21 protein-coding genes are annotated in these 18,418 nt (G+C 70.3%); all 21 read left to right on the top strand.

Translation table 11 applies throughout. The features are described from left to right. Window positions 1-7 precede the first annotated feature (7 nt). The 21 genes from ACFZBT_RS31600 to ACFZBT_RS31500 all read left to right on the top strand — a co-directional run bounded on the left by ACFZBT_RS31600 (window position 8) and on the right by ACFZBT_RS31500 (window position 18,417). On the top strand, window positions 8-2,329 hold the full coding sequence (locus ACFZBT_RS31600; protein WP_391110771.1) for a phage portal protein: 2,322 nt from the start codon (window positions 8-10) through the stop codon (window positions 2,327-2,329). A 2-nt stretch (window positions 2,330-2,331) separates the two neighbouring features. Continuing rightward, window positions 2,332-2,682, top strand: a complete 351-nt coding sequence (locus ACFZBT_RS31595; RefSeq protein ID WP_391110768.1) for a hypothetical protein — start codon at window positions 2,332-2,334, stop codon at window positions 2,680-2,682. Next, a complete protein-coding gene (locus ACFZBT_RS31590; RefSeq protein WP_391110765.1) occupies window positions 2,679-3,329 on the top strand; it encodes an HK97 family phage prohead protease in 651 nt (216 codons plus the stop codon). The genes ACFZBT_RS31595 and ACFZBT_RS31590 overlap by 4 nt, the downstream gene beginning before the upstream one ends. A 343-nt stretch (window positions 3,330-3,672) precedes the next feature. Continuing rightward, a complete protein-coding gene (locus tag ACFZBT_RS31585; RefSeq protein ID WP_391110762.1) occupies window positions 3,673-4,965 on the top strand; it encodes a phage major capsid protein in 1,293 nt (430 codons plus the stop codon). Between the two features lie 68 nt (window positions 4,966-5,033). Beyond that, on the top strand, window positions 5,034-5,339 hold the full coding sequence (locus ACFZBT_RS31580; RefSeq protein WP_391110759.1) for a hypothetical protein: 306 nt from the start codon (window positions 5,034-5,036) through the stop codon (window positions 5,337-5,339). A gap of 3 nt (window positions 5,340-5,342) precedes the next feature. Next, entirely contained in the window at window positions 5,343-6,023 is a 681-nt protein-coding gene (locus ACFZBT_RS31575; RefSeq protein ID WP_391110756.1) for a hypothetical protein, read from the top strand. Next, window positions 6,023-6,493: an HK97 gp10 family phage protein gene (locus tag ACFZBT_RS31570; RefSeq protein ID WP_391110753.1), complete on the top strand. Its 471-nt coding sequence runs from the start codon at window positions 6,023-6,025 to the stop codon at window positions 6,491-6,493. The genes ACFZBT_RS31575 and ACFZBT_RS31570 overlap by 1 nt, the downstream gene beginning before the upstream one ends. After that, the gene (locus ACFZBT_RS31565; protein ID WP_391110750.1) at window positions 6,493-6,942 is read left to right on the top strand and encodes a hypothetical protein; all 450 of its coding nucleotides are present in this window, start codon (window positions 6,493-6,495) and stop codon (window positions 6,940-6,942) included. The genes ACFZBT_RS31570 and ACFZBT_RS31565 overlap by 1 nt, the downstream gene beginning before the upstream one ends. Continuing rightward, window positions 6,939-7,220 (top strand): hypothetical protein, encoded by a 282-nt coding sequence (locus ACFZBT_RS31560; protein WP_391110747.1) that lies wholly within the window; start codon window positions 6,939-6,941, stop codon window positions 7,218-7,220. Before ACFZBT_RS31565 ends, ACFZBT_RS31560 begins: the two co-directional genes overlap by 4 nt. A gap of 36 nt (window positions 7,221-7,256) precedes the next feature. After that, window positions 7,257-7,835, top strand: coding sequence for a phage tail protein (locus tag ACFZBT_RS31555; protein ID WP_391110744.1), 579 nt, complete (start codon window positions 7,257-7,259; stop codon window positions 7,833-7,835). Between the two features lie 97 nt (window positions 7,836-7,932). Continuing rightward, the gene (locus tag ACFZBT_RS31550; RefSeq protein ID WP_391110742.1) at window positions 7,933-8,448 is read left to right on the top strand and encodes a hypothetical protein; all 516 of its coding nucleotides are present in this window, start codon (window positions 7,933-7,935) and stop codon (window positions 8,446-8,448) included. Continuing rightward, on the top strand, window positions 8,421-8,573 hold the full coding sequence (locus ACFZBT_RS31545) for a hypothetical protein (protein ID WP_391110928.1): 153 nt from the start codon (window positions 8,421-8,423) through the stop codon (window positions 8,571-8,573). Before ACFZBT_RS31550 ends, ACFZBT_RS31545 begins: the two co-directional genes overlap by 28 nt. Before the next feature lie 3 nt (window positions 8,574-8,576). Next, entirely contained in the window at window positions 8,577-12,116 is a 3,540-nt protein-coding gene (locus tag ACFZBT_RS31540; protein WP_391110739.1) for a hypothetical protein, read from the top strand. A 2-nt stretch (window positions 12,117-12,118) separates the two neighbouring features. Next, a complete protein-coding gene (locus ACFZBT_RS31535; protein WP_391110736.1) occupies window positions 12,119-13,531 on the top strand; it encodes a phage distal tail protein in 1,413 nt (470 codons plus the stop codon). Between the two features lie 15 nt (window positions 13,532-13,546). Continuing rightward, window positions 13,547-14,632, top strand: a complete 1,086-nt coding sequence (locus ACFZBT_RS31530) for a hypothetical protein (protein WP_391110734.1) — start codon at window positions 13,547-13,549, stop codon at window positions 14,630-14,632. Next, entirely contained in the window at window positions 14,629-15,837 is a 1,209-nt protein-coding gene (locus ACFZBT_RS31525) for a hypothetical protein (RefSeq protein WP_391110731.1), read from the top strand. Before ACFZBT_RS31530 ends, ACFZBT_RS31525 begins: the two co-directional genes overlap by 4 nt. A 1-nt stretch (window position 15,838) precedes the next feature. Then, entirely contained in the window at window positions 15,839-16,321 is a 483-nt protein-coding gene (locus ACFZBT_RS31520) for a hypothetical protein (RefSeq protein WP_391110728.1), read from the top strand. A gap of 12 nt (window positions 16,322-16,333) precedes the next feature. Further along, a complete protein-coding gene (locus ACFZBT_RS31515; protein ID WP_391110725.1) occupies window positions 16,334-17,167 on the top strand; it encodes an N-acetylmuramoyl-L-alanine amidase in 834 nt (277 codons plus the stop codon). Between the two features lie 10 nt (window positions 17,168-17,177). Next, window positions 17,178-17,444 carry a hypothetical protein gene (locus ACFZBT_RS31510; RefSeq protein WP_391110723.1) on the top strand — a complete coding sequence of 89 codons (267 nt, stop codon included), beginning with the start codon at window positions 17,178-17,180 and terminating at the stop codon, window positions 17,442-17,444. A gap of 5 nt (window positions 17,445-17,449) precedes the next feature. Then, window positions 17,450-17,719, top strand: a complete 270-nt coding sequence (locus tag ACFZBT_RS31505; protein ID WP_391110720.1) for a hypothetical protein — start codon at window positions 17,450-17,452, stop codon at window positions 17,717-17,719. After that, window positions 17,716-18,417 (top strand): collagen-like protein, encoded by a 702-nt coding sequence (locus ACFZBT_RS31500; protein WP_391110717.1) that lies wholly within the window; start codon window positions 17,716-17,718, stop codon window positions 18,415-18,417. The genes ACFZBT_RS31505 and ACFZBT_RS31500 overlap by 4 nt, the downstream gene beginning before the upstream one ends. The last annotated feature ends 1 nt before the right edge of the window (window position 18,418 follow it).

The raw sequence follows: 18,418 nt of genomic DNA, 5'->3' as shown, positions 1-18,418 counted from the left end.
GGACGACGTGAGCCAGTACAGGAACCGAGCGCTACGCCGAGCAGCCGAGACCCGCGCCGGCGCGCTGGACACCCTGCGCGACCGAACCCCGATCACCGTCGCGTCCGTCGGCGGGCAGCAGTCCCTCACGATGGCTCTGGACGCCGAGGCCCGCGGCTACGCCAACTCGGCCGTGGCGTACCGGTGCGTGGCCGCGATCGCCGACAACGGGTCATCCGTGCCGCTCGTCGTCCGCCGCCCGGACGGCGAGGCCATCGAGCCGCACCCTGTCGCGCAGCTCTTCAACAAGCGTCCCAACGAGCTGATGTCCGCCCGCGTCTTCAAGTCGCTGCTGCTGCAGCAGCTGGAGCTGGCCGGCCAGTCGTTCGTGTGGCTGGACCGAGGTGAGACCGGCCTCGGTGACGTCACCGAGATGCACCTCGTGTTCGATCAGGTCGACGTCATCGTGGACAAGCCGCTTGCGCAACGGCCGACCACGGCGAACGTGATCGGGTTCATGATCCGCAGGGCGGACGGCACGCAGGTGCCCGTCCTGCCGGAGGAGATGCTGTGGCTGCGCTACCCGCACCCCTGGGACCCTCTGGGCTGCCTGGCCCCGTGGCGCGCGGCTCGGCACGCCGTCGACATGGACGCCTACGCCCGGGAGTGGCAGCGCTCCAGCTACGCCAACGGTGCCCGGCCGTCGAACGTCGTCTACGTCGGCGACATGGACGAACAGAACTTCGCGGCCACCAAGGCGGCGTACCGCTCCTCGATGCAGGGCCCGGAGAACGCGGGCAAGACGCTGTTCGTCCGGTCGCAGCCCGGGGCGGGCGGCCAGTCCGGCGGGAAGGGCATTGCCGTCGAGCGGCTGACTTTCACGCCAGAGGAGATGGAGTACCTCGAGTCGCGTATGGCCAACGCGGCCGAGGTCATGCTTGCGTTCGGCGTCCCCCACGACTACCTGAGCGCGGGGACCACGTACGAGAACCGCGCTGCCGCCCGCGCCACGCTTTGGTCGGACACGATCACGGGGAAGCTGGAGGTCATCGGGTCCGAGATCGACCTGCGCATGCTGCCTTCGGACACCGAGGAGGCGCAGTTCGATCTGTCGACGGTGGCGGCCCTGCAAGAGGCGCAGGACTCGGTGGCCAACCGCACCAGGGCCTCGATGTACGCGGATATCACCACCGTGGACGAGGCCCGAGCCGTCCTCGGCCTCGACCCGCTCCCCGACGGCATCGGCGCCCACACCCTGACCCCGTACCGGGCGCAGTTCGCCCCCGTGCAGGGCGCGGCTGGCACCGATGGGGCACGGTCGTGGGACGCGGACTTCTCCCGTCTGCCGCAGCCGACGCCCGACGTCGGCGCCGTCGTCGAGCGGGCCGTAGAGGCGGCGCTGGCGCGTCTCCTCGGCGGGCCGCCGCCGCAGGTCGACGCACGTCCGACGCCCCGTCTGGCCCGAGCCGACGACGCCCCGTCGTCCCCGTCCCTGAGCGACATCAATGCCGCGTACGACGAGCTGGAGGGCACGGGGCGCCGCGCCGTGCAGTCCCTCGCCCGAGAGCAGCGGGACCGGGTACTGAGGGACTTCGATCGGCTGATGAAGAAGCCCGAGCGCAGCGCGGCATGGCTGGAGGAGACCCGGGCACAGGCCTGCGCCCTCGCCCGCGAACAGCAGCTCACCCTCGCCCCGCCCGACCCCGAGCAGGTGCCGGCCGCCCGCCTCACCGACATGGACGTGGCGACCGGGCCGGAGGGGTGGGAGGAGCGAATCGCGCTGCGGGACCTGTTCGACCCGCGGTACTGGCGGCGGCGTACGGGGGAGTTGCTGCGGCCGTTCGTCGAGCGGGCGTGGAAGCGCGGCGGCACCTCGATCACTGGCAGCTTCGACCTCGACGAGCCGTTCGTGACTGCCGCATTGGACGACCGGATTGAGGAGCTGGCCGGGCAGGTCACCGCGACCACGGAGCAGGTTCTTCGGTCGCAGCTCCTCGCGCACGGTGTCGCTGAGGGCGAGTCGGTGCCGGAGCTGCGGGCCCGGATACAGCGGGTGTTCACGAACCTGTCCGACTACCGCGCGACGATGATCGCCCGCACAGAGACCGTCGGCGGCTACTCGCAAGCCTCGTTCCTGGCCGCCCTCGACGCCGGGGCCACCCGCAAGATGTGGCTGGCCACCAACGACCAGCGCACGCGCGAGACGCACCGGCAGGAGAACGGCCGGTCGGCGCCGATGAACAAGCGGTTCACGCTCACGAAATCCCGGTGGCCGGCGGATCCGACCGCCCCGGCCGCGCAGTCCATTCAGTGCCGGTGTGCGCTGACGTTCGAGTTCGAGGAGTCCTGACTATGGCGACGCTGCTGCGCGGCGAGGTCCGCGCCATCCTCCAGCCCGCCGGGCACGCCCAGTACAAGGGCGCGTACTGCCCGCCCGGCGTGCCTTTCAAGGAGGTCCGGCGGGGCCCGTTCGACGGTAAGGCGGACGTGGCCGTACGGCCCGACCCGGACGGCGAGCTGCCCAAGCTGATGACGTTCGGGAACGGGCAGGTGGTCTACGAGTACGACGGCCGCGACAAGCAGAACCGCGTCGTGTACCGCTACGCCCCCACCCTCAGCAGCTCCCACCGGGACGTCATGGACGGCGTGGCCGAGGTCTACGCCGAGCACGCGATCAAGACAGCGAAGGAGAACGGCCAGTGACCGAGATCGAGTTCCGCAGTCTCGACGAGATCGAGTTCCGCGTTGGTGATGGCGAGGACGGCACGTTCGACGGCCGCGCCTGCCAATACGGCGTCGTCGACTCCTACGGCACCACCTTCCACCCCAAGGCGTTCCGGAAGGGCCTCAAGGGCTCGTACGCCCTGCTTTTCATGCACAGCCCCATGCAGCCGGTAGGGACGTTCAGCGCCGAGGAGCGGGACGACGGCCTGTACATCAAGGGCAGGTACGACGACACCGCCGCCGGGCGGGACGCGCGCACCATGGCCCGGTCCGGGTCGGCAGGTGAGCTGTCCGTGGGGTTCGTTCGCACTGATCTGCCGGACTGGAAGAAGCTGGCCGAGATGAGCGACGAGGACCGGGACAAGGTGCTCGCGAACATCAAGGGTGCCCGCCTCGTCGAGGTCTCACAGATCACCGCGCGCATGGCGGCCGTCCCAGGCAGCAAGCTGAAGACCGTGAGGAGCGCGCTCGGCGAGCTGTACGCCGAGGTCGACGCGCCGACGATCGCCGACCGGATCCGCGAGGAGCAGGAACGCCGGGCAGCCGAGGCCGAGCAGGACCAGAAGATGCAGGAGCGGGCCCGGCGCGCGGCGCTGCTGCGGCTGACGACGGTCGGCGGTGCCTGATGCCGTTCCGGTCCCGCGCACAGTGGAGGTGGGCGTTCGCTCGCAAGATGCCGTGGGCCCGCCGGTGGGCGAAAAACAGCCGCTCGTTCCGCTCCCTCCCCGCGAGGAAGGGCCGGACGGGCGGTGGCCGACGACGCCGGTAGACGCCCGTCGTCGCTGCGAATTGCAGCCCCCACCAACAGACACACCCGTGATCGTTCTACCCTCCCCCCATCCGGGCCGCTCGCACCGGACGTGAAAGCCGCGAGCATGCCGGGCGCGATCCACCGGCCGTGACAGACGGACCGCAGCAACCCAGACAACTGGGCGGCTGTGCGCCGTCCACGGACCGAGAGGACTCGCGGTGAGCAACTTCGCGAAGATCCGCCCCATCGGTCGCCGCCGCGACGGACGGCCGATCTACCCCATCAAGGGCGGCGCCCCGACCCTGACCGAGCAGCGCGACGAGATCGTTCGCCTGCTCCAGGACCCCGACTACGACGGCGACATGGCCGAGCTGCTCCAGCGCGCCGACCATGTCACCGCGCAGATCGAGCAGGCCAACCAGAGGGACGCCCGACTGCGGGCCCTCCGCGGTGCGCAGCTCCCCGCCGGTGACCCGGACCCCGACACCCGCGTCCAGCCCGGCATGCAGCCCGACGAGCGCGGCAACCCCGACCCTGTGTCGGCCGCCGAAGCTTTCGTCCGCTCCGCCGCGCTGGAGAACTTCCGGGCGAACGGCAAGCAGGGCAAGTTCGCCGTCGAGCACCGCGCGGCCCCGGCCGGCACCGTCACCACGGGCACGCAGCCGCAGCAGAACACTCGGGTGCCGGGGATCATCCCGCAGAACCCGGACTTCCCGCTGCTGGTGGCGAACCTGCTGGACCGGCAGACGTCGGACGGTACGACGCTGGAGTACATGCGGGACACGTCCGGCCCGGTCACCGGTGGCGGCACGTGGAACAACGCCGCGGTGGTCGCTGAGGGCGCGGACAAGCCCAAGTCGGGCCCGTTCACGTTCGACCTGATCACGACCACGCTCAAGACGGTCGCGCACTGGGTGCCCATCACCCGGCAGGCCGCCGACGACAACTCCCAGCTGATGGGCTACATCAACGGGCGCCTCACGTACGGCCTCGAGTTCAAGCTGGACCGGGAGATCCTCACCGGCAACGGAACGACGCAGATGCAGGGCATCCTCACCACGCCCGGCATCGGCTCGTATCAGCCCGGCGTGGGCTCGACGGACGTCAAGCTGATCACTGTCCGCAAGGCGAAGACGCAGGGTGAACTCGCCCTGTACCCGCCGACCGCCGTGGTCATGAACCCGATGGACTGGCAGGACATCGAGCTGGACGAGGACGCGAACGGCCAGTTCCGCGTCATCGCCAACGTCACCGACCCGGGCGCGCCGACGCGCCTGTGGGGCCTGACCGTCGTCACCACCGTGGCGATGGCGGCCGGCACCGCGCTGCTCGGCGGGTTCCGTACCGGGGCCACGCTGTGGGAGCGGCAGGGGATCACGATCCTCATGACCGACAGCCACGCGGACTATTTCACCGCGAACACGCTGGTGATCCTCGCCGAGCGCAGGGCGAACGTCGCGGTGCACACCCCGGCTGCCTTCGTGAAGATCACGTTCGCCGCCGCGACCTGATACCGGGCGCGGCTGGCCCCCCGGCCGCGCCCACCTCGCCGTCATCCACACCCATGTGAGGAGCCATCGTGGCCACACGAGGCAGCAAGTCCCCCGATCCCGAGCAGACCCCCGAGCAGCCGAACCCGGCCGTCGTCCGCACGCAGCAGTACAGCGCGGGCGAAGGGTGGGAGGTCGGCCAGACGGCCCCATCCGACGCGTTCCGCGCCCTCGACGCTGGCGGCACCGGCGCACCGACCGGGCCCGTCGTCCACTCCCACCCGGGCGGCATCGCCCGACAGATCGTCGCCAAGGGCGGACTGGTCACCGAGGGCGTCAAGCGCGAGCTGGACGCCGCCGAGGAGTCCGAGCAGGGCGACAGCGAGCAGGGCTGACCCATGGCGTACTGCTCGATCCAGGCCGCGAGAGACGCGGGGTGCACCGGCACTGACGCCGAGGTCGCCGCGTGGATCACGGCTGCCCAAGAGGGCATCGAGCGGTACACACAGCAGCTCTTCGAACCAACTGACCGGGCGGTGGTAGCGGACGTGGCGGCGGGGGGACTGGTCATCCTCCCGCGCCGCGTCCGTACGGTCACCGCAGTCATGCCGGTGCTCGAGGCCGACGACGAACCCGGCCTGCCGGCCTCGTCGTACCGGGTCACCTCGTCGGCGGTGCTCGGGCAGATCGACGCTGTGCACCTGGCGTGGGGTGGCTACGACGATCTCGTGGTGGGGGCGGAGTCGTACAACGGGGGCTGGCTCGGCCTGTGGGAGCGGTGGGGCGCTGAGCAGGTGAAGGTGGTCGGCTCGTTCGGCTACGACGCGGTGCCGCTGCTGGTGGGGCAGGCCTGCGCGCTGCTCGCCGCGCACCTCCAGGCCGAGGCCACGCCGACCGACGGGGACGCCCCGGACGGTGGGCTCGACGTGGACGACGAGGGCAACAACGTCGCCATCGAGGACAGCGACGACGAGGCGTCGGGCGTCGTCTCCCCGTCGTCGTCGACCGGATCGACGCAGGTAGACGCCCTGTTGGCGGGCTACCTGAACCGCGGCTACAACCTGATCGGCGGTGTGTGATGGCGCGCTTCCGGTCCCGTTCCCGTCTGCGGCTCGGTACCTCGGTGTCGACGCAGATCAACACCCGTGCCGCCGAGCGCGGCCTACGCCGCTGGATCGGCGGCATGTCGGACGACGTGAAGCGAGCCGTGGACCGCACCCGCGTGGACGTGCAGAACGAGGCGCGCCGCCGGGCACCGGTCGACACCGGCCGGCTGCGCTCCTCGATCGTGTCTCGGGCCGAGGGCTCGGGCCGCTCCGTCGGATACGTGATCGGCACGAACGTGAACTACGCGGCGGCCGTCGAGTACGGCACCGCCCCGCACGTCATCAAGCCCCGGTACAAGCAGGCGCTGTACTGGCCGGGCGCCGCCCATCCGGTCGCGCAGGTCAACCACCCCGGTACGAGGGCACAGCCGTTCCTGCGCCCGGCGATCGAGATGTCCGAGATCTTCTGGCGGGTCCACGCCTCGCAGATCGGTAGGCGCTGATGGCCGCCACTACCGAGGGCGCGATCAAGGCCCGGCTGGAGTTGCTCGGCTCCGGCGTACCGTTCTTCCGCGAGGGCCCCCGCACCGGGCAGGCCCCGCCGTACGGCGTGATCCAGCGGCAGGACATCCGCCTCAACAGCATCGCCAACGGAGACTTCGGCGACCCCGATGCGGACCTGTCCGTCGTCGAGATCCTCACCGTGGACCTGATCCAGCCCGCCCGCACCAAAGTGAACACGCGGCTCGCGAAGAACGCCGAGCGGTACGGGCTCGCCGAGGTGCTCGCCGCCGCGCTGCACGGCTGCCAACTGCCGGAGGCCCCCAGCAAGGTGACGGCGGTGCGGGTGCAGGACATCGACCGGTTCCCCGTGGCGGACAACCAGCTGCGCGAGTCCATCACCGTTGAGGTGCACCGCGAGATGCGCCGCACGGAGGTGATCCCGTCGTGAAGGTCACCTACACCGAACTGCCCCGGGACGAGGTGCTCGCCGCGCTCGGCCCGCACTGGCCGCCCCGCCCCGGAGCCACCGTCGCCCTGATCGGGGAGACCGTCGCCGTCACCCACGGGGCCGTCGCCGTCCACGGCACCGACGGCCGCCCCGGCACCACGTGGTGGGCCATTGACGGGCTGATCGTGCCGCAGGACGCCGGGCCACCTCCCAACCTGCCCGGCTGTCCCACGGCCACCGTTCCCGAACCCGCAGTCGACACCCCGCCCCTCACGTAACCGGGCCGAACCCCGGCACCAGGAAGGAACCCGATCATGGCCATCTCCCGAGTGACCAAGCTCTACGCGGTCGAGGACGCAAAGATTTTCCCGCTGATCTCCGACCCCGAGGGCGGCACACCCTCGTACGGCGCCGGCATCGACGTGCCCGGCATCAAGTCGATGGAGATCTCCGGCGACGTCGAAGTGAAGGAGCTGCGGGGCGATAACGGCCTGCTCGACTCCGACGCCACGATCTCGAACATCAGCGTCAGCTACCCGCACGCCAAGCTGTCGCTGGACGTGCTCGTCGCCCTGATCGACTCCACCGTCACCGACTCCGGCACCGGTACCGCAGAGTCGTCGAAGTGGAAGCTGCAGCGCGGCGCCAAGCCCCTGCCGTACAAGCTCGTCGGGAAGACCCCGACGGGCGGCGGCGACATCGTCGGCGGTGACGTCCACTTCTCCCTCCTCAAGTGCGTCATGTCCAGCTTCCCCGGCCTCGGCCTGGCGGAAGAGGACTACCGCACGATCGAGAACGAGGCGCGCTGCGTCCCGCTGATCTCTACGGGCGACTGGATCGACATCGACATCAACGAGACGGCCGTAGCGATCCCGACCGCCGCGACCCCGTAAGACCCCGGGCCGGGCGCGTCCTCGCTCAGCGCGCCCGCCCCGGTCAACTCTCCCCATCCGCAGGCCGAAACCCGGCACTGACCCAAGGGACACCACCATGACGCAAGGCCTTGACCTGCTCGGCGACGGAGGGACCATTCCCCTGTCCGACGGGACCGAAGTCACCCTCCGCTACCCCATGCGGGCGCTGGCGCTGCTGGAGGCCCGCTATGGGTCCGTCGCGGCCGTACAGAACGCGATCGACGCCACCGGCCAGGGCGCTGCATTCGGCCCGATCGTGCAGCTGGTCGGTGCCGGATGCCTCGGCCCCGGTGGCTTCGAACCGCACTTCCGCGAGCACCAGGACGCAAAGGGCGAGCGTCGCATCTCTGGCGACGTCACCTTCCGGCGCCGCACCGACGGCGCAGACCTCGCAGACCTGATGCTGCCCAGCCAGCTCGGGCGGTACGTCGAGGCATGGCGGGCCGCGTTCGCTAAGGCGCTGGAGGGACTGGGAAACGACGACGCCCCGGAGCAGACCGGGGCGACGGTCGAGACGGTTTCCCCTGGTCTGAGTGCTACTACCTCGCAGTCGGTGCCCTCCACATTCCTCCCGGCGACTTCTGGGACATGACGCTCTGCCAGCTCATGACGCTGGCCGAGCAGCACCAGGCCGCCCACCAGTCCGGTGGCCAGCGCGAACCCGAACCCGCAGACGGTGCGAGCCTCCTTGGCTTCGCCTCGATGAACCGGAGGTGACCCGTGGCTGACGACATCAACCTGCCGAACCTGGTCAGCCATCTCGCGGTCAACCTCGACGGGTTGCAAGGCACGATCGCCGACGCCTCCCGGCAGGGCTCCAGCGTCGGCGCGGCCCTCGGCGGTGGGGTACAGCGCGAACTGCAAGGCCTGCTCGCGAACCTGCCCGAGGTCCAGGTCGACGCGAACTCCGATGAGGTGGACCGCGACCTCGCGCGGGTGCGTCAGCAGCTCGAGGAACTGTCCAACCAGCGCATCGGCGTGGACGTCTCCGTCGCCGATGCGATGCGCCGCATCAACGAGCTGACCCCCCACCTGCAGCGGCTCAGCGACACCCACCCGAACGTCAACGTGCAGGCGTCCACCCGGGCGGCGGCACGGCAGCTGGACGAACTCCTCGCCGCGGCCCGCCGCGTGGATGACACGGACGTCCGGATCGACGTCGAGGTGGACGAGGACCGGCCCAACCGCCTGTCCGGCGTGCTCGGCCGCCTCACCTCCGTGGCGGGCTCGGCAGCCGGTGCCCTGGCGGGAGTCGGGAAGGCGGCGGCCAGCATCGGCGCCGCCGTGCCCCTCGCGGCCGGCCTCGTACAGACCCTCGCGAACGTTGCCCCGGCGGCGGGTGTCGCTGTCTCGGGTATGGCTGCGATGCAGCTTGCGTCCGGCGCGGTGAAGCTCGCTGCCGTCGGGATGGACGACGCGCTGTCGGCCGCACTCGACCCTTCCAAGGCCGAGGAGTTCAACGAGGCGCTGAAGAACCTGTCGCCCGAGGCGGCCAAGTTCGCGACGGCCGTGCGCGATGCCGCGCCCGCCCTGCGGGACATGCAGCAGGCCGTGCAGAACGAGGTGTTCCGGGGCCTCGCCGGGGAGCTGGAGCGCACCGGCGCCAAAGTGCTGCCGATCCTGCGCACCAACCTGGTGTCCTCGGGCAAGGCCATGAACGACATGGCCAAGGGCGTGTCTACCTCGGCGCGGGAGCTGGCCGAAAACGGCACGCTGGGCAAGGCGCTCGGCTCCGCCAGTAAGGGCCTGCACAACCTGTCCGGCATCCCGGGCATCGTGGTCAAGGGTCTGGGGCAGATCGGTGCGGCGGCTGGCCCCAGCTTCGAGCGGCTGACCAAGGCAGCAGGCGAGAAAGCCTCAGCGATCGGCGAACGGCTCAGCAAGGCGTTCGAGTCGGGCCGGATGGAAGAGGCGATCGACAAAGCGCTTGACCTGCTCGGCCAGCTGTTCGAAGTGGCTGGCAACGTCGGTGAGATCGTCGGCGGCATTTTCAAGGCCGTGCCCGAGGGCGGCGGTGGGATGGTCTCGGTACTCCGGGACGTCACGCAGGCCATCGCCGACATGGTGAACACCGCGGGCGTGCAGTCCGGCCTTCGGTCGCTGTTCGAGACGATGGGCACCGTCGGGCAGACGGTCGCCCCGCTCCTCGCCTCGGCGCTCGGCGCGATCGCCCCGATCCTGACGACGCTTGGGCCGCCGGTGCAGGAACTCGTGACGACCCTGGGCGCCGCCCTCCAGCCGATCATCGAGGCACTCGGCCCCGTCCTGAACGAAGTGGCCGGCGCGGTGGGTCAACTGATCGTTGCGGTGTCGCCGCTGCTGGAAGTTTTCGGCCAGTTGATCACTGCCCTGCTGCCTGTGGCCATGCCGCTGTTCGAGGCTTTGCAGCAGGTGTTCGTGGCGCTCGCGCCGGTCCTCCAGCAGGTTGCTGATGCGCTGCTTGGGGCGCTCGCGCCGATCCTCGCGCAGATGCCCACCTACGTGCAGCCGTTCGCGGACCTGCTCGGCCAGCTCGCGGAAACCCTGCTGCCGATCCTGGCGGACCTGTTCGTCCAGCTGGCGCCGAGCCTGGCCACGCTGGGGGCCGCGTTCGGGCAGCTCCTCGCCGCAGCCGCGCCGATCATGGCTGCGCTCGGTAAACTCGTCGTGATCATCCTGAACGCGCTGATGCCGATCATCCAACCCCTGATCGGGCTGATCGCTGGTCTCGCCGGGATCCTTGCGTCGCTGCTCGCTGGGACGATCACGAACGTCGTCGTGCCCGTCCTGAAGTTCATCGCCAAGCTGTTGACCGGGGACTTCTCCGGGGCCTGGAAGATGGCGCAGAACGGCGTGGGCAAGGCCGCGAGCTTCATCAGCGAGAAGGCGTCGGCGATCGGGAAGTGGATCGGCGAGGCGGTAGGGAAGGCGGTCGCCTGGCTCCGCGGCATGGGCAGTCGAGCGCTGTCCGCGCTGGGCAACCTCGCGGCCAGCATGGTTGCCCCCGCGGTGCGTGCCGGTCAGTCGATGGTGAACGCGATCAGCCAGAAGATCTCTGCGGCGGTCACCTGGGTGCGGGGACTGCCGGGCCGGGCCCGTGCGGCACTCGGCAGCCTCAACGGTGCGCTGGTCGGCGCCGGTAAGGCTCTGATCCAGGGCTTCATCAACGGCATCTCGTCCATGGTCGGCGCGGTGAAGGGGAAGCTCGGCGAGATCACGGGCAAGCTCACCAGCTGGAAGGGTCCGCCGGCGAAGGACGCGCGCATCCTCACCCCGGCGGGCAGGCTGCTGATCCAGGGCTTCATTCGCGGCATCGACGACTCGACGGCCAAGCTCAGGTCGCGGCTGGAGTCCATCACCAAGGCGCTCCCGGCGAATGTGCGGTCCGGGGTGGGCAAGTCGCTCGCGAAGTCCACGGCTGAACTGCGTAAGCAGGTGACGGCCCGGGACAACGTGTTCAAGCAGCTGGCCACCGTCGAGAAGAAGATCAAGGATCTGGCGGCGTCCCGGGACAAGGTCCGCGCGGACATCACGAAGGGCATCCTCGACGAGGCCAACATCGTGCAGGGCCGCAACGACGTGAACAGCGTCAGCGCCATCACGGTCGGGTTGCAGCAGGCGTTGAAGAAGACGAAGGAGTTCCAGGCCAACATCGCCAAGCTGCGGAAGTCCGGGCTGCGGGCGGACTTGCTCCAGCAGATCGCCGACGCCGGGGTGGATGCGGGCAGTGCCACGGCAACGGCTCTGGCCCGGGCGACCCCGGCCGAACTGAAGAAGATCAACGACCTTCAGGGGCAGCTTGCCGGGGCCGCGACGGCGACCGGTAACACCGTGGGCGACGCCCTGTACTCGGCCGGGATCCGCGCCGCGCAGGGCCTCGTGGCCGGGCTCAGGTCGCAGGAGGCCACGATCGAAAAGACCATGCGCCGGATCGCCACCGGCATGCTGACGACGGTCAAGAAGGCGCACAAGACCCGCTCCCCGTCCCGCGCTTTCGCCGAGATCGGCGTCATGGATATGGAGGGCTGGCGCGGCGGCCTCATGTCGAGTTCGGCCCGCGTGCTGGAGGCGGCCCGCTCGGTCGCGGCCGGCGTACTCGACGCCGCGTCCGGGGTGGGCGGTGCCCTGTCCGCCACGCCCTCGGCCGGACAACTCGCCGCGGTCTACTCCGGCGGCGTCTCCGGAGACACGACGAACAACTTCTACCTGTCCGGCGGGGACGCCTCCCCGGACGGCATCCTGCGCGCGCTGTCGTGGCAGGGCCTCGTAGGGAGGCGGTGACCGTGGCTCAGCAGGCACTCGGCCGTGTCCAGTGGGGCGACCTCACGTTCGGCCCCGGAAGCCCGTATTCGGTGACGGCGATCGAGGGGCTGGACGACCTGCCCGGTATCCGCTCGGAGGATGTGGAGCGGCCGGGCCAGCACGGGGACTACACCGGCCCGGACTACACCGGTCCCCGCACGGTCCAGCTGAAGTTGGGGCTGCGCGGTGAGACCCCGGACGATCTGCGTGCCCTGTCCATCGCGCTGCGCAATGCGACGCAGCCTCAGCGGCAGCCCGCGCCGCTTCAGTTCCTCGACCAGGGCATCCTCGTGTGGGGCAAGGTGAGGAAGCGCAACATCCCGTATGACGCCGAGTACCTCTGGCGCATCGGAGACGCCGCCCTCGAGCTGTACTGCGCCGACCCCTACCTTTACGGGCTGGAGGAGAAGAGCGCTTCCACGGCCGCCTACAGCCCGTCGGCGGGCCGCTCCTACCCGCTGGTGTACGCGGGTGCTGGGGCGGCCGTGCGCAACCTGGTGCTGAACCCCAGTTTCGAGGAGTCGTTCACGACGGAGACGACCGGGTTCGGCAGCAACAGCACGCGCTCCCGGGTCAGCACCGACTCGTACGTGGGCGCGTACAGCGTCCAGCACGCCATCTCGCTCGCCTCGTCGCAGGGCGGCACCTCGTGGAACATCGAGCCCGTGGCCGCCGGGAACCTGGTGCGGTTCGGCGTGTGGGTGAAGATCCCCGTCACGGGTATCAGCGCGCTGGAGCTGTGGTGGCGGAACCAGACCACCACCCTGGGCACGGTGTCTGTCCTCGCGCAGGCCCAGCCCGGTGTGTGGACCCGCGTATCCGGCTCATTCACCGTCCCGGCCGGGCAGACCGTTGACCGGGTGTCCGCGGTCGCTACCACCTCGGCGGCCGGGGCCGCCACCTGGTGGGCGGACGCTGCGATGGCGCACGTCGGCGGTACGACACTGGCTGGCTACTTCGACGGCGCGAACGGCGGCACCTGGGAAGGCACCCCGAACGCGTCGGTGTCCTCGAGGCCCGCGGGCTCCAACCGCGTGTACGGCAGCGCGGGCGAGTCCGGCCGCCTGACCGCCGTCAACGACGGCGCCAGCCCCGCGTACCCGGTTCTGCGGCTGGACGGTCCCGTCGCGAACCCGGCGATCGAGCAGCTCGGCGGCGGCATCCTCACCCTCGACGCCACCCTTCAGCCCGGCGAGTACCTGCTGATCGACACCCGCACCCGTGCGGTGCTGTTCATGGGCTCGACGCCGCGCCGTACCTGGGTGCGTGCGGGGTCGGCGTGGCCACTGCTGTACCCCGGCTCGAACGAACTCGCTTACCGGGGCTCGGCGCTGCCGGGTGCCCCGGGCCAATCGTCCCTGCTCACTGTCACCTGGCGCGACACGAGCCTGTAGGAAGGAGGCCACACCGTGGCTGTGATCAACCCCCCGGCGTGGATGCAGGCGGGCTCGTACCCGGCCCGCAATGACCGCCTGGCGCTCACCGCGCTGCTCAGCTACCCCGGGTTCGCGGTGGACGAGGCGACGCCCATGCGGATCCGGCAGGGTGTCAAGCCGTCGTACACGAACTACCAGCTGAAGGTGCGGGCGGCGGCGACACCGAACATGACGGTCATCGTCAGCGCCGGGTTCTGCTACATCGACCAGCACGACACCGGCGGCGTCGGCACGTACGTGTGCGCCAACGACGCCGACGTGACGCTGACCGTCGCCCCGGCGGGCGGCGCCGGTCAGTACCGCAAGGATGCGGTGGTCGCCTCGGTGTATGACGCCGAGTACGCGGGCAGCGCGAACGAGTGGCGGCTTGAGATCATCCAAGGTGCCTATGCCGCGAGCGCTGGGGCGGCGGTGCGCCCGGCCCTGCCGGCGAATGCGCAGCTCCTCGCTGAGCTGGCGATCGGCCCGTCGCAGGCTTCGGTGGCGGCGGCGAACATCACGGATTTCAGGCAGTACTCGGTGGCGGCGGGCGGCATCGTCCCGGTGTCGTCGAACAACGCGCCGCCGAGGCTGGCGCCGGGGCAGGCGCTCTATCTCACTGACACGGACGTGTTGGAGGTGGGGCAGCTGGCGGGTACGAAGCGGCAGGTGCGCGAGTACCTGCGGCCGTCGTCGTCTCTGCAGGCGGCGAACCCGCCGTTCAACGTGGTCGCCACCTATGTCGACTTTCTGTCGGGTTCGTGGGCGCCGATCACGGTGACGGTGCCGCCGTCCGGGATGGTGCGGGTGTCGGTGTCGGCGAACGCCGAGAACACGAACACCTCGACGTCGACTTGCCACGTCACGTGGCGTGCCTCCGGCGCGACGACGATCACGGCGAGCGCGTTCAACTCCCTCACGGCGGCGGGCGGCCGTCTCGCTGGCACGCGTACGCGGCTCATCACGGGTCTCACCCCGGGCGCCAGCCTCACGATCACCCCGCAGTGGAACATCTCCTCCGGCTCGTCGTCGACGGCGACGATCTCCGGCGGCACGCTGGAGGTGACCCCGATCCCGTGACCACCGACCTGATGATGCTGTCGGCGATGCTCACCGCGGGCCCGCAGGCCCAGCCCGAGCACACGTACACGTACCTGTTCTGTGACCTGCGCACGGATACCCTGCTCGCGGAACTGCCCCTCGCGAACGTCTCGTACAGCTTCGAGCTGAACGGGATCGGCAAGCTGTCCGGGACGATCCCGTACTCGGATGAGACGCTGCCGCTCGACCCGGAGACGGCGAGCACCCCGGGCCGCACCGCGGTGTACGTCGACCGGGACGGCGTCCTCGTGTGGGGTGGCATCGTCTGGACCAGGGACCGGGTGAAGGGCGGCAAGTCCATCCAGGCCGCCGAGTTTCTGTCGTACTTCCAGCACCGCTACGTCAAGAAGACCTTGTCCACGGATGCGTCGATGGTGATCAACCCGGCCTATGTGGACCAGGGCGGACAACTGCTGTACGCCGACCAGAAGTTCATCATGTGGAGCCTGCTCCGCTACGCGCAGGACCAGACCGGCGGCAACGTCAACATCGACATCGACCCGCTGACCGCCCCGGGCCACGGCATCACGCGCACCGTCACCTACCCCGGATATGAGCGGCCGGAGATCTACAAGACGATCGGTGAACTCGCTGCCGCTGACAACGGGTTCGACTTCGGCGTAGAGGTGGGCTGGACCAGCGCGGCCAACAACCAGGCCCCGACCCGCTACCGGCGCGCCCGAGCCTGGTACCCGCGGCGCGGCCGGACCGCGGCAGAGTCCGGCCTCGTCTTCTCTAAGGGCGGCGGCCACGGCTCGATCATCGACTACGACTGGCCGGAAGACGGGACGTCCCTCGTCACGGAGATGTCCGGGCTCGGCGCCGGCACCGGCGAGGCACGCATCGTGAAGACGGCCGCCGCCTCGGACCTGATCGGTTCGGGGTGGCCGCTCCTTGAGGGTGTCACCACGTATGACGGGGTGGTCGACGAGGCGCAGGTGCAGGGCATGACGAACGCCGACCTCGACGCGCGGTCTCGGTCGACGACGCAGCCCACGTTCGAGGTGGCCGCCGACGCGGACCCGCAGTTCGGCTCGTACCAGGTGGGCGACGAGGGCCTGTTCATCATCGACCCCGAGCCGCAGAGTCCCGCCGGCCGTGAGGGTGTGCTGCGCATCGTCAGCATCGAGAACACCGCGGTGAACGGGCCCGAACGTATCCGGCTGACGTGCGTGGGGGTGTGACGTGCCCAAGGTGCGGAAGAGCGTGGACTTCCTCCAGCGGCTCGCCGAGCTGGAGAACACGGTGGCCGGGCTCCAGCGGGCAGGGTGGGAGCGGGACGAGTTGCCGTTCTACCCGACGAGCCTGCACACGTTCGTGTTCGAGGACACCACCAGCTTCGCGACGCTGTGGGAAACGGTCATGTCCCCGCGCACCGCGCAACTCTCCCTCGGCCTCGTGTTCATCGGCGACCAGGTCTCCAGCGTCAACACCGGCGGTGAGTGGCAGGTCGTGTTCAACGATTCCATCGTCGTCGCCAGCGGCAGCGTGCCGGCCACGTTCGCCTACACGCTGCCCGCGCTGACTCTCGACCTGACCCCGTACCGGGCGGCCTCGCTGCTGAAGGTGCAGATCCAAGTGCGCCGCACGGCAGGGGCGACGACCGGCGGGAAGTTCGGCGGCGGCGGCTCGATCGGCGGCGCACCCCGCTACGCCCGACTCCTCTGAAAGGACACCGTGATGAAGCTCGTGACGCGCGCGCAGTGGGGAGCCCGGGACTACCGCATGCCCAACGGCGCCACCCTCTACAGCGGCAGCCGCCGAGGCGTGAAGCTGCACTACCTCGGCACCCCGTACGCGGACCGGCCACACACCGGATGCGCCGCCTACGTGCGGCAGATCCAGGCCCAGCACATGGACGGCAACGGCTGGTCCGACATCGGCTACTCGTTCGCCGTCTGCACCCACGGCTACGTGTACGAGGGCCGTGGCCTGCGACGCCGCAACTCCGCGAACGGCAGCACCACGCTGAACAACCAGGACTACGCGGTGCTCCTCCTCGTCGGTTCCTCCGGCCTCACCAAGCCGACCGACGAGCAGCTGCACGGCGCGCGCGACGCCATCGACTACTGCCGCAAGGAGGGCCGGGCCGGGACGTGGCTCGGCGGGCACCGCGACAGCTACGCCACATCGTGCCCCGGCGATGCCGTCTATGCCTGGGCCAAAGCCGGGGCGCCCCGCCCCAAGACCGAGGAGGAAGACATGCCGCTGACCAAAACCGACGTGGCCATGCTGTGGAAGACGGACGGCGTGATCGGCGTCCCGGCCGACTGGTCCCCGGGCAACGAGCACTGGGCGCCCGCGTCGCTGCTTATCGACATGGGCAAGCGGCTGCGCGTCCTCCAGGCCAACGACGCCGCACAGACGGCAGCGATCACCGCCATGGCCAACGCGCTCGGCCGCATCGACGCGGCCGTGGACGTGGACGCCCTCGTGGCCACGGTCCGCGCCGCGGTCACCGAGGCCGTGGAATCCATCGACGTCCGCCTGGACGTCGCCGACACCCCGAAGTGAGAGGCACACCATGTCCGAACTCAACCTGCCCAACGCTGAGACCGTCGTGAAGACGGCCAAGACCTACGCGAGAGACCTCGCCGAGCGGACCATGGCGACGTTCGTCGTCACGGCCGGCGGTGTGGCTGTGGCCGCGGGCCCGGCCGACATGTTCCGCGCCAGCTTCTGGGAGACGATGGCCGCGGCCGGTGTGGCGGCGGCGGGGACCGTGCTGAAGGGGATGCTGGCGCGGGCGTTCGGCACCAAGAACAGCGCCTCTCTGGCGCGCGGCGTCTAGGAGCCGTGTTGGACGCCACCACCCTCGGCAGCCTGCTCGTGGGCGTAGGCGCGGTCGTCGGTGGCGTGGTGGCGTACCTCGGGAAGCGGGGCGAGAACGCCCTCACCGGTTACAGCAGCCTCACCGACAACCTGCAAGAGGAGCGGGACCGCCTTGACGCCAAGGTGACCGAGCTTCACAAGGAGCTGGCCGAGGCTGCCAGCCTGCGCGCCGCCGACCAGGCCGAGATTGCTCGGCTGCGCAGCATCATCACCCAACACGGAGGACAACCGTGACCCGGACAGAGCGGGCGCTGGCCCGCCGTTGGCGCCCCCTGGCGGTGCTGTGCTGGCTGGTCGCCCTGTCCGGCGCGGTCGTCATCATCTGGGGCCGTATCGACGCAGAGACGACCGCACGTCAGGACGCTGTCGCTGAGGCGAACCGCAGAGGCGAGGCTGTGTCGACGCTCGCGACGGACGTGCGGCAGCTGCGCGCGCAGGTGAAGAGCGAGGGGCAGACGCCCGTCGCCCCTGACCCTTCCGTAGCAGTGGACAACCTGCCCGACCGAGCCGAGGTGCCAGTGCCTATCCCCGGCCCGCAGGGCGCCCCGGGGAGTCCGGGACAGGACGGCTCGCCGGGCGCCGAGGGACAGCCCGGGGAGGACGGCACGCCGGGGACGCCGGGCCAGGACGGCGAGCCCGGGGAGGACGGGGCCGCAGGCGCGGACGGGTCGCCGGGTGCGGACGGTCCGGCCGGGCCATCCGGACCAGCAGGACCGGCAGGCGATCAGGGCCCGCAGGGAGAGCAGGGGGAGCAAGGCCCCCGTGGCGAGCAAGGGCCGCCGGGCCCGGACTGCCCCGACGGGTACAGCCTGCAAGCGCCCTCGTGGGACCCCGACGCACTGATCTGCCGCCGCGACGGAGCGCCCCAGCCCGAGCCCTCGCCTTCGCCCAACAACCCGCCGGTGATTCTCGGCGATCGCCGCCGCCTCTAGG

This window comes from Streptomyces sp. NPDC008137 (genome assembly GCF_042957035.1).
In the GTDB taxonomy this organism is placed as follows: domain Bacteria; phylum Actinomycetota; class Actinomycetes; order Streptomycetales; family Streptomycetaceae; genus Streptomyces.
The sequence above is the reverse complement of the archived record's forward strand: the minus strand, read 5'-3'. Positions and strand labels throughout refer to the sequence as shown.